Source organism: Chromobacterium fluminis (assembly GCF_011602385.1).
GTDB classification, from domain to species: domain Bacteria; phylum Pseudomonadota; class Gammaproteobacteria; order Burkholderiales; family Chromobacteriaceae; genus Chromobacterium; species Chromobacterium fluminis.
Map to the genome: position 1 here is coordinate 1 of NZ_JAAOMA010000081.1, position 10,684 is coordinate 10,684.

The 10,684-nt window shown below is 65.2% G+C and carries 13 protein-coding genes; 3 read left to right on the forward strand and 10 right to left on the reverse strand.

Annotation, left to right across the window (positions count from 1 at the left end):
* Positions 1 to 331: hypothetical protein (locus tag HA052_RS26195; RefSeq protein WP_166454291.1), on the forward strand; the 331-nt coding region annotated here is incomplete at its 5' end.
* 88 nt (positions 332 to 419) lie between these two features.
* Here HA052_RS26195 and HA052_RS26200 read toward each other — a convergent pair.
* From HA052_RS26200 to HA052_RS26245, 10 genes are all read right to left on the reverse strand, one after another.
* Positions 420 to 1,073: a phage baseplate assembly protein V gene (locus tag HA052_RS26200; RefSeq protein WP_240937584.1), complete on the reverse strand. Its 654-nt coding sequence runs from the start codon at positions 1,071 to 1,073 to the stop codon at positions 420 to 422.
* On the reverse strand, positions 1,070 to 2,134 hold the full coding sequence (locus HA052_RS26205) for a phage late control D family protein (RefSeq protein ID WP_206119066.1): 1,065 nt from the start codon (positions 2,132 to 2,134) through the stop codon (positions 1,070 to 1,072). The genes HA052_RS26200 and HA052_RS26205 overlap by 4 nt, the downstream gene beginning before the upstream one ends.
* Positions 2,131 to 2,346 carry a tail protein X gene (locus HA052_RS26210; protein WP_043639107.1) on the reverse strand — a complete coding sequence of 72 codons (216 nt, stop codon included), beginning with the start codon at positions 2,344 to 2,346 and terminating at the stop codon, positions 2,131 to 2,133. The genes HA052_RS26205 and HA052_RS26210 overlap by 4 nt, the downstream gene beginning before the upstream one ends.
* 4 nt (positions 2,347 to 2,350) lie before the next feature.
* Positions 2,351 to 3,262, reverse strand: coding sequence for a phage tail protein (locus HA052_RS26215; RefSeq protein WP_166454293.1), 912 nt, complete (start codon positions 3,260 to 3,262; stop codon positions 2,351 to 2,353).
* Between the two features lie 61 nt (positions 3,263 to 3,323).
* Positions 3,324 to 5,927 (reverse strand): glycine zipper domain-containing protein, encoded by a 2,604-nt coding sequence (locus HA052_RS26220; protein ID WP_166454294.1) that lies wholly within the window; start codon positions 5,925 to 5,927, stop codon positions 3,324 to 3,326.
* Between the two features lie 280 nt (positions 5,928 to 6,207).
* Positions 6,208 to 6,462 (reverse strand): phage tail assembly protein, encoded by a 255-nt coding sequence (locus HA052_RS26225; protein WP_019101636.1) that lies wholly within the window; start codon positions 6,460 to 6,462, stop codon positions 6,208 to 6,210.
* A 215-nt stretch (positions 6,463 to 6,677) separates the two neighbouring features.
* Positions 6,678 to 7,202, reverse strand: a complete 525-nt coding sequence (locus HA052_RS26230) for a phage major tail tube protein (protein ID WP_166454295.1) — start codon at positions 7,200 to 7,202, stop codon at positions 6,678 to 6,680.
* A gap of 2 nt (positions 7,203 to 7,204) precedes the next feature.
* Positions 7,205 to 8,641, reverse strand: a complete 1,437-nt coding sequence (locus HA052_RS26235) for a phage tail sheath subtilisin-like domain-containing protein (protein WP_081551291.1) — start codon at positions 8,639 to 8,641, stop codon at positions 7,205 to 7,207.
* Between the two features lie 2 nt (positions 8,642 to 8,643).
* Positions 8,644 to 8,838: a hypothetical protein gene (locus HA052_RS26240; RefSeq protein WP_166454296.1), complete on the reverse strand. Its 195-nt coding sequence runs from the start codon at positions 8,836 to 8,838 to the stop codon at positions 8,644 to 8,646.
* A complete protein-coding gene (locus tag HA052_RS26245) occupies positions 8,835 to 9,296 on the reverse strand; it encodes a Gp37 family protein (protein WP_166454297.1) in 462 nt (153 codons plus the stop codon). Before HA052_RS26245 ends, HA052_RS26240 begins: the two co-directional genes overlap by 4 nt.
* Positions 9,297 to 9,538: 242 nt before the next feature.
* Between HA052_RS26245 and HA052_RS26250 the strand changes: the two genes are divergently transcribed.
* Both HA052_RS26250 and HA052_RS26255 read left to right on the forward strand, forming a co-directional pair.
* Positions 9,539 to 9,886 carry a Mor transcription activator family protein gene (locus HA052_RS26250; RefSeq protein ID WP_081551297.1) on the forward strand — a complete coding sequence of 116 codons (348 nt, stop codon included), beginning with the start codon at positions 9,539 to 9,541 and terminating at the stop codon, positions 9,884 to 9,886.
* A 265-nt stretch (positions 9,887 to 10,151) separates the two neighbouring features.
* Positions 10,152 to 10,520, forward strand: a complete 369-nt coding sequence (locus HA052_RS26255; RefSeq protein WP_166454298.1) for a hypothetical protein — start codon at positions 10,152 to 10,154, stop codon at positions 10,518 to 10,520.
* Positions 10,521 to 10,684: the final 164 nt, after the last annotated feature.

Here is a 10,684-nt window from a genome sequence, read left to right on the forward strand (position 1 = left end):
CCCCTCCCTCCCCTCCGCCCACGAAGTCAAACCCACTTATCAGCTGGGACAGGCCATCGCCCAATTGCAGACGCTGCGCCAACAACACGCGGAGCTGGGCATGCTGGACGCGGTGATAGACGAGTTGAGCCGCTGCCATCAATCCATCCGCCAGATCGCCAGCCGCCACCTGATGGAGCTGGAAGCCGCCAACAATAGTCTGAGCGCGGCCCTGCAGTTGCTGTGGCAAGGCGAGGACGCAGGGGCTCACGGCAGCCATCTCGCCTTCATGCTGGAGCCGCTGCATGCGATGCAGGTGAACGCGGCCAGCGAGTTGAACCGCTTGCTCTGACAGCCTTGCCTCAAGACGCAAGCCAGCCCCGACGGCTCTCTCCGTCGGGGCTGGCTTGTTAACGCTGCGGTTAGACGAAACGCGACGCCTACACCGGTCCGCCGGTCATGCCGCCCGGCGCCGGATGCACGTGGCCGGCCAGGCTCTTGCCGCTGGCCACCACGTCGCCGCCGGCGTTGTTGAAGCTGCCGCCGCTCTGGCTGATATTGCCGGAGAAGCTGGCGCCGCTGCCGCCGGAACCGCTCAGGCCGCCCTGATAGGTGAGCAGGCCCTTGACCAGCAGGGTGCCGCTGATTTCCGTGGCCGGCGCGTCTATGCTGACCTTGGCGCCCGCCTTGAGGACGATTTCCGCCCCGGCTTCCACCACTACTTTTTGCACCCCGCCGCTGACGGTGAGCTGATGGGCGGCGCGGTCGTACTCCAGCATCGCGCCGTCGGCGAAGCGGCGATGCCATTTATCGACGCTGGCCACCGGCACCGGATCGGCGGAGGAGAAGATGGCGCCCAACACCACGCCGTCCTCGCCGCGGGCGTCCAACAACACCGCCACTTGTTCGCCGATGTCCGGCAGCCAGTAGTCCTTGTCGCGGCCGCTCTTGCGGCTGAGCACCGGCAGCCAGGCGGTGCGCAGCCGCCCCAGTTCCGGCAGCCGCACGCGCACGCGCTGAGTATTGGCATCCACGGCGGAGACGCTGCCGAACTTGAGGGTGGCCAACGCTTCCGGCAGGGGTACGTCCATCATGGCTTGTTCCTCTCGTTTGCTGTGTTTTGGGCCGCGCCGGCGCTCACCCGTTTCAGTTCCAGTTCGCAGACATAGCCGTCCTGGCGGCTGATGCGGTGGCTGGCGCGCTGGATCTGGTAACGGCCGGACAATTTGCCGAAACCGTCCAGATCGATATTGCTGCCGGCGGCCAGCTGCGGTGAGCCGTCCACGGTGATGGACATGCGAGTGCGCTCCAACTGGCGACGTTCCAGTTCCGCCGCGGCCATCTGCTCGGCCTGGCGCTTGCCGGCGGCCTTGCGGGTGAGCTTGACGATATCCGCGCTGCTGGCCTTGCCGCCCGGCGCCTTGGCGTCGGCGCGCACGCTGGCGGTGCGCAGCGCGCGCTTGGCCGGATCGTGATAGCTGACGTCCACCTGAGCCGGCACTTTGCTGAGCTGGTCCTGCGCCTGCCAGGCCATCAGCTGGGCCGGGGTGTAGCGACGCACGCTGGGGCTCTGCATCAGATCGCTTCGCTTCCAAAACACCAGCTTGCGGTTGTTGTCCATCACCTTGCAGACATAGCCGTGCTGGTCCGCCACCCGCTGCAGGAATTGCAGATCGGTTTCGTGGTACTGGGTCAGCCGGTCGATGCTCACCGTCTCGATCTTGCCCTGCAGCTTCATCCGGTGGCGCTTGGCGAGGCGCTGGGCCAGCGCTTGCAAGGTGATCTGTTCATAGGCGCGGCCGTTCTTGGTGCGCAGCGGATGCTGCACGCCGGTGGCCAGCGCGCGGATGCGCACGGTGGACGGCGGCGAGCGGTATTCCACTTCGTCGATGTCGAAGCTCCCCGCCGCCACCAGCGCCGCGCCGCGATAGCCCAGTTTGAGCGCCAGCGTGGCGCCTTTGTCCGGATACCAGCCGTCCAGCCAGCGACCGTCCACATCCTCCAACTCCACGTCCAGTTCGTCGGACTCGCCGCTCAGGTGGTCGGTATAGCTGACGCTGAGCGCGTGACGGGCAATGTCCGCGGTGATGGATTTGCCGTTGTAGCTGAGTTCGAAGGCCGGCGTCGGCACCTCCTGCGCGCGGCTGCCGCTCATGAGCGCCTCCACGGCGGCAATTGCTCCAGCGCCTCGCTGTCCGCGGCCTCCAGCACCGGAATGGCCAAGGTCAGGCCGGCGGGCAGGGTTTCGCCTATGGGGATGTGGGCGTTGTTGGCGATCAGCTGGGCCATTTGGCCGACATCGCCGTAATAGCGCCAGGCGATCTGGTCCCAGCGTTCGTTTTCTTGGGTCACATGGTTCAGGAACATGGCGTCACCTCAGGATGCGCCGCACCGCGGCCTTGGCGGCCAGGCCTGCCAACGGCTCGGCCAGTTCGCGCAAGGCCACTTCGGAGCGGCCGTTGATTTCTTCGCAGGCGGCCAGCTTGTCCAGCACCTGGCCGGCCGGGGTGCCTGTCAGCAGCCGGCCCATCGCCGTCATATTGAGCTTGGCCTGCTGCAGGCTCTGGCCCACGCGCACCGCGTCGCCGGCCAGCTTGCTGTATTGCTCGAACTTGGCCATTTGCTCGGCGCTGACTTGCAGTCCGGGCGCCGCCGCCTGCACCTCTTTGAGCAGGCCGGGCAGCTTTTCCAAAGCCGCGGCCGGGTCGCGACCGGCCAGCTGACGCAGCTCGCGCGCGGTGTTGATCACGGTCTTGACCTTGCCCACCACGCTTTTCACTTGAGCCACGGTCTTGGCCAGGCCGGCGATGTCGGCCTTGAAGCGTTCCAAGCCTGCCGGCAGTTTGAGCTTGCCCGCGGGCAGGCTGGCCGCGGCCTTGGCCAGCGCCGGCTTGGGTTTGGGCGGAGCGTCGCCGCCGAACTCGCGCAGGCTGAGCTGGGCCTCCACCGCCAGCAGGCTGCCGCTGCGGTCGGTCTGGCGACCGGTGCTTTGCAGTTCGGCGATGACGAAGCGGCCTTTGTAGTCGCCGTTGCCCAGCACAAACGCCAAGGCTTGGTGCTGCTGGCGCGCCGCCTGCAGCTTTTGCAGCTCCTCGTCCGGCTGGCAGTAGGCGGCGTGCAGCACCAGGTCGATGCGGATTTCGTCCAGCTTGTCGCCGACGAATTGCAGCACCGGCTTGCCGCCGATGCGGCCGTGTTCGGCGAAGTCGCTGCCGCTGCGCTGTTCCAGGCCGTCGAAATAACTGATCAGATCAAACTCGATATTGCCCAGTACCGCGTACATGGGTTGCCCTCCGAATGGGTGGAAAGAGAACCCGGCGCGCGAGCGCGCCGGGCTCCGCGACTCAAGCGCGGGCGCTGTAACTGCGCCGTTGCCTGTCCGCCTCGTAGCGCCGCATCAGGCGTTCGAACTCGGCGTAGGACAGCTGCACCGCCTGCTGCACCTGCTGCTTCACCGTGGCCGCCGCGCCGGCGGTGACAGTGATGTGCGGCGCGAAGGTGACGTTCATGCCGCCGCCGGCGTTCTTGGCCGGCGCCTTGGCCGCCGCGCCGCCCTGTTGCAGGCGTTGCAGCTGCCGAGCGCGCACTTCCGCCTGGGCGGACACCGAGACGCTGGCCGTCACTTCCGCGCTGACCCCGCCGCGCTTGCCCGCCGGCTTGCTGAAATCCACCTTGGGCGGCCGCGACGGCGGCTGGGTGGCCGCAGGCGGCAGCGCGGCGGGCGGCGGCTTGGCCTTGCCGGGCATGGGCGCGCCGTGGATGGCGTTGCCCACCTTGCCGCCGGCCCATTCCCCGGCGTATTTGCCGGCGAAGTGGCCGATGACGCCGCCCACCAGGGTGCCGACGCCGGGCAGGATCATGCTGCCGATGGCCGCGCCCATCGCCGCCCCGCCTATGGAGCCGCCGGCCTTGCCGCCTATCTTCCAGTACTCCTTGTTCTTCTCTGTCTGGCTGCGGTTGGACTTGCCGACGTTCCAGGCTTCCTGGCCGGCCTCCATCACCGTGATCACCGAACCGGCGATGCCGGCCTTGAGCAGGCCGCCGGTGCGCTTGAACACTTCCTTGCCGATGCCGAGGCCGGCCTTGGCCACGCCAACCCCCGCCTTCAACAAGGGCGCCGCCCGCTGGGCCGCCGCTCTGGCCAGCTTGCCCGCGCTCTGCGCGCCGGCCTTGGCCTTGCCCGGCAAGCTCTTGAGCCAATCCCCGGTTTTCTGCACACCGCCACGCAGCATGCCCGGCACCTGCTTCAGCGCATTGCCCAAGCCTTTGATTCCGGCCTTGGCCAAGGCCGCGCCGCGGCGGAACAGGTCGCCGATCCCGCCAGGCAAGCCTCGCCCCTTGGGCAGTCGCCGCGGACGCGGTCCCTGTTTGGGTCTGGGCTGTGGCTTCGGCCGTGGCTTGGGCCTGGGCCGCCGCTCCTTGCGGCCGCGCTCGCGTCTGTCGCCCTTTTTCTCCTTGTCGCGGCGCTCTTTCTTGCGGCGCTCGTCCCGATCCGGGTCCATGCTGTCGCCGGGCTTGTCGATGTCGCGCGTGGCCGGCTGGCAGCAACAGCAGCAGCACTTCTCGGGCTTGGCCTCCATGCAGTCGCCCGGCTTGTCGGCCTGGCTCTGAGTGGCGCCCGGCTTGTCTTCCTTGAACCATTCGCTGCCGGCGGCCCACAGCTTGCTCAGCAAGCCGCCCTTGGTGTCCTGATAGCGGCGCAGCGATTTGCCTACCTTGTCGCTGATCTCGCCGGCCTTGCTTGCGCCTTCCTCCAGCGCTTTCACCGAACCGAGTATGCTTTCCACGCTGGGCAGCTTGCCGCCCAGCAGCGGATTGAGCTTGCCGTGCACATAGCGCAACGCTTTATTGCCCATGCCCTGCGACAAGGTCTTGTGCACCGTGCCGGCCGCCTTGGCCACATCGCGGCTGATGCTGCCCACCTTGTCGTTGAATTCGATCAAGGGCGTGGCGTCCGGCGCCGGCAGGCCTTGCAATAGGCGGATGGCGGAGCGGATCTTGCCGCCGCCGGCCTTGCCCTTGGCCCCCGCGCCTCCCGCCTTGCCCGGCGCGGCCGCCTTGGCGCCGTCTTCTTTCAACAGCGCCTCGCTGGCGGCGGCGATCTTGGCCAGCACACTGCCCGGCGCATCGGCGTAACGACGCAGCGCCCGGCCCACTCTGGCCGCGCCCTTGGCGATGGCGTCGCCGGCGTCTCGAGTGCTTTCCAGCGCGCCGAGCATGGCGTCCACGCTGGGCAGCTTGCCGCCCAGCAGCGGGTTGAGCTTGCCGTGCACATAGCGCAGCGCTTTATTGCCCAGGCCTTTGGATAAGACTTCGTGGGTTTTGCCGGCGGCGTCGGACAGCCAGCGCGAGGACAACTGAACAGCGTCGGCCACGCCTATCCATCGCTGGATGCCGGGCGTGCGCAGACGCTTGAGAGTGGATTCGAGATCGGGAGGCGCGTCTTTGGATTTGCCGTCGCCGTCGCCGCGGGGAGTCGGCCGTTTTGGGCAGGTCGGCGGCCGAGGATTGCAGGTGGCGTCTTTTTGCCGCTCCTGGCTTTCCAGCACCCGCTGCTCCACTTCGATCACCGCCTTGACCTTCACCGAGGCCTGCAGCTCGACGCGGCACTTGGCCACCAGTTCGCTGACCTGAGACACGCCGGGCAGGGCGAGCTTGACGCCCTTGCCGCGTTTGACGCTGTCCAGCCAGGCGTCGTGCCGCTGACGCAAACGGTCCAGCGTCAGCTCCAGCTTGTGGTGGTCGCGCTCCAACTGCGGCAGATCCAGCGCGGCGAAAGCCTTGCGGGAACGCTCCACGCTGTCGCTCAGCTCGCGCTGGCGGTCGCGCAGGCGCAAGCTGGTCTTGCCCAATTCGTCCAAGGAGGCGCGGGCGGAGCGGAAGGCGTTGTCGAAGACCCCGGACAGCGTCGCTCCCACCTTAAGACCGATGAAAAACTCGCTTACCATGGTGTTAGCCTGTGAGAGTGAGGAGGAAGGGCCGCCAGGCCAAGGCCGGCAGCTCAGGGTGGGGCCGGCACTCGTCCTGACGGACGGGCCGGCCCCGGGCCGCGCGAACGCGCGGCTCAGGAAAAATCAGTCTCGATCCCGCTACTGCTGTTCGCGCTCGTGACGGCGCTGGACCTCTCGCTCCGCCACCTCGCACCAAAACCAGTAGTCGTCCATCGCCAGCGCGTCGATTTCCGACGGCGGCAGGCCGAGCACGGTCAGCAGCGCTTCGTCGAAGTCTTTAAGCGTCGTCGGAGACGCCCACCATGTCGCGAAAGCAGTCCGCCAGCGCGCGGCTGTCGGCGATGTCGAGCTGGTCGATGTCTTCCAGAGTCAGGCCGGTCATGCGCGCGAACAGAAAGTCCTCCTGGTCGGCGTCGTCCTGGCTGTGATGGCTGGCGGCCTTGAGGTCGGCGCGCTTCAGGCGGCTGATTTCCAGGCTGTCCAAACGTTCGCCGGCGGCATTGGTGAACGGGTATTTGAGTTTGATCTTCATGGGAGCTCCTTGGTCGCGGGCTACGTGGTTGATGAACTTCATTGTCCGGTTTACGGCCCGGCGGGTCTGTTAAAGCCCTTTAGGGAAAGGCTTGAAAGCGCCAGCCAGCTTGCCTACAAACTGAATCGCCGCGGCTCCGGCGGACCCGGCCAAGCCGGGCCCACCTTCATGGAAACGGGAGCTTGTCGACAAGCCGGCCGGCGGCCAGCCCTTCATCAGCCGCCGATGTTGCGGCGATACAGTTCCAGCATGTCGTTGCCGCCCACCCGGAAGATATTGGCCAGATAGTCCAGCTCCAGCACATCCTCGCCGTCCACTACCTGCTTGATGTAGGTGGCGGAGAAGGAGGAGCTGAAATCGGCGTTTTCATGCTGTTTATAAGTGCCCAGCGGGTTCTTCTTGAACATCACGGTGAGGAAGGTCACCAGGCTGACCTGCTGCAGGCGGCCCTGCGCGCCGTAGGTCTCGATGCTGGAACGGGCCTGCAACTGCACCGCCTGGAACGGATTGGCGATGATCTTGGCCACGTCCTTGTACAGCGAGTTCCACTTGATATCGCCCTCCAGCTTGTCGAAACCGGCCGGCAGTTCGATCTTGCCCACCATGCCCAGCGCCTTATGCTCCTGCATGATGGCGGACACGTCCGGCAGCTTGACCTCCTCGGCGCGGCCCAGCAGCGAGTTGCCGTTGATGTAGATGTTGGCGTTGGTGATGCGGTTGATTTCAATCTTGCCTGCCATGATCAATTGCCTCCCTTCAGGCTCAACAGGTATTCCGAGGTGATCTCGGTCTCAAAAGTCAGACGTTCCAGCGGCGGCGGCACCGTGTACTTGTAGCTGATCAGCAGGTGGCCGGCGGCCAGCTCGGTTTCCGGATTGCGCGCCGCGTCGAACCAGGCTTTGAAGCCCAGCAGCGCGCCGTCGCCGATCAGCTTGCGGCCGTAACCGTTCACCGATTCCACCAGCGCGTCGATGGTGGCCTGATTCAGCGGCATGTCGATGAACTGCTGGCTGAAATAGCGGATCGACTCATTGATCACATCGCCGGTCCGGCGCACGTTCTCAAAGTTGCGCATATGGCTGACGGTGGGCCAGGCGGCGGTGCGGTTGCCCCACAGACGGAAGCCGGAGCCAAAGCTGGAGAACACCGTGGTGATGCCCTGCTCGTTCAACAGGTTCACCTCGGACTGCGGATCGTCGATCATCGCGGTCAGCTGGCGCTCCACGCCGATGACGCCGGCCAGTTCCTGGTTGGAGCTGGACCACCAGAAGCCCTTGTCGTTGTCCACCTTGGCGCGCAGGCCGGCGGCGCGGGCCGACAGCGGCTCCAGGCGAGTGTCGTTGGTGGCCGGGTCGTACACCTTGACGTGCGGATAGCACAGGCGCACGCGGTCGCTGGAGGTGTTGAAGTTGATGCCGCCGGCCGGGCCGCGGCCGGCTTGCGCCTGGGCGAAACTGGTGCCGATGGGCGCGTCGACATAGGCGATGGCGTCCAACTTGTCGGCCATGGCCACCATGGCGCTGGCCACCGAGTTCTGGGTGCAAAAGCCCGGCGCGATCAACAGCTTGGCGAAGAAACCGAAGCGGTTATAGGTGTCTTGCAGCGCCTTCAAGCCGGTGCGGTTGCCGGCGGCGTTGACCGCGCCGATGATGTCGGCGGCGGTGACCTTGGCCGGGTCGGCATAATCGTAAGTGACCTTCAGGCCCGCGCCGGCGGCGATGGCGCCGTCTTTCAGACGGGTGATCTTGCCGTTGACCGCATCCAACAGGTAGTCGATACCGGGCACATAAGTCGTGGCTCCGTCCGCGCTCTTCACCATCACATTCAGCAACGCTGCCTTGGCGGTCTTGCCTTGGCCGGTGGCCGCGTCCAGCGTCACAACCTCGCTGGGGACCGAACTCTTATGCAGCACCGGGTCCAGCACATTGATCACCACCACGGTGCCGGCGCCGTGATCGTAGATCGCGTTCAGCGCTTGCGGAATGGTGAAGCCGGCCAGTTGCGGACCGAAGGCCGCCGCGTCTTTTTCCGACAAACACAAGACCGGGGTATTGGCCGCCTCCGGCGCCAACGGCGCAGTGCCGATCAGGCCGATCACCGCCGATTTGACGGTGCGCACCGGGCGCGCGCCGCGTTCGACTTCAATGGTTTCCACGCCATGCAGATAATTGGCTGCCATGCTCAAACTCCTTGTTCAGCGCTAGGGGAGATCGGTTCCGCCGCGGCCGGCAGCGGGCTCAGGTGCTGCAAAGCCAGCAGCATGCGGGTGTAATCGTGCTGCTCCGGCATGTCCACCTCGGCGCCGGGAAACAACATGATTTCCTGGCCGTCGGCCAGGGTGACGCCGCTGATCGGCCCGGAATACAAGTACTTCATGATTGCTCCTCCTTAGTGACTGCGGTTAACACAGGCTCATGTCCAATGGCCGCCTCCGCCACCTGCCAGGTGTCGGCGGCCAGCGAAATGACGTAACGGGCGATGCCGTCGCTTAAGCCCAAAAAAGTTTCGCTCGACAGGCAGACGGGTCGGCAATCCGGCGCGGGGAATCCCAGGCAGGCGCTCCGCGCCGCGTCCAGCGCTTCCGTATCGTTGACTTGCGCGCCGGCGCGCCGCAGCAGCAGCGTCAACTCCAGCTGCAGCGTGCGCTGCTGGCAAACGCCGGCCACATCGCGCGGCAAGGCGAATTGGCTGCCGCGATAGCTCAACAAGAGCGCGCCTTGCGGATGTTCAAGCCGGTAATCGGCCGGCGCGGCGCAATGCTCGACGCTCAATGACGGCAAAGCGCCGCGCAAACGCGCCAACAGCGCGTCAACGATTTGGGAAGTGCTGGCCACGGGCGGGCTCCTGGACATCGTGGGAAGAAAGGCGAGATCACTCGCAATGACGGTTGCCGACGGCGCCTGGCCATCGAACGAGGGCAAGGATGCGCCACCAGGGTCCTGGCGGTCTTTTAACGCGCTTTACAGAAAAGCGGCCGCCTGACGTTCCCAGCCGGCGCTGACACGCGTCATCCAGGCCGCGCGCGCGAAGATGACGATAATGTCCTTCATCGACACCGCCGCAAAAGGACAACGCCATGCAAGCACGCTTTCGCAGCAAAGGACCGGAACTGCTCGTAGATCTGGCCCAACACGTGGCCATGACGCTGAAGCAGCTCGCCAACACCGAGCAGCAACAAGCGGAGCAATTGGGCCAGGAAATCGCCGAACGCATGGCCAAGCACTGGGGCGGACAGAACATCTATTTCCCCATTGGTCTGTCCTATAAATCCTCCCAACGCGACCAGCAGATCTACCGCGAATTCACCGGCGGCAACCACGCCGAGCTGGCGCGTCGTTACGGCGTCTCCTTGCAGTGGATCTACAAAATCATCAAGACGGAACGCCAACGGGAGCAGGAACAACGCGCCAGCCTGGCCTGCTGAGCGCCCGCCCTTCTGGTCGCGCCAATGCAAAAAGCCGCTCATCCGGAACCGGAGAGCGGCTTTTGCCGTGCAAACTTTAAACAATACTGAATCAATAAACGTCTGATTTGTAATTTTTATAGATATTTACTATTAAACCCAGCTTTAACATATTAATTTTTTGCTGGAATCAAACTGGATACCGCCTATACCTAGAAAGCCACACCGCCACAGCGGCCGCCAGAGCCGTTGGGAACAAGCTTATCCGATCAAACGGGGTATCCATATGAAACAAACAGCGTCGCTTGCCGCCATGGCTTGCCTGTTGCTGTCGTCGGTCGCACTGGCCGACGGCGGCGTCATCATCTTCAGCGGCCGCATCGTCGAGGCCCAATGTCCGATAGCGCTCGACGCGCCCAGCCGCCTCAATGGCCCCAGCCGGCTGGAAGTCGGCAAATGCAAAGCGCCAGTCCACATCCAGGCCCTCGCGGCCAACGGCGAGAGCCTTCCCGTACGGGCCAACGCCGACGCAAAATCCAGCAGCCAGGCCGCCGCCAACGGCTACGACCTGGATCGCAGCGACAGCCAGCGCAGCTTCAGCATCGCCACGCCCAAAAACAGCCAGCGCGGCCAGTTGGTCGTCAGTTATTACTGAACTCTGGAAACGCCAAAGCCTCCCATGGGGAGGCTTTGCTGTGGCGCCGGCGGCGCAAATGCATAAAGCCCAGCTCGTATGAGCTGGGCTTCGCAATGGGGCGTCTGGCGGTGTCCTACTTTCACATGGCGAATGCCACACTATCATCGGCGCTAAGGCGTTTC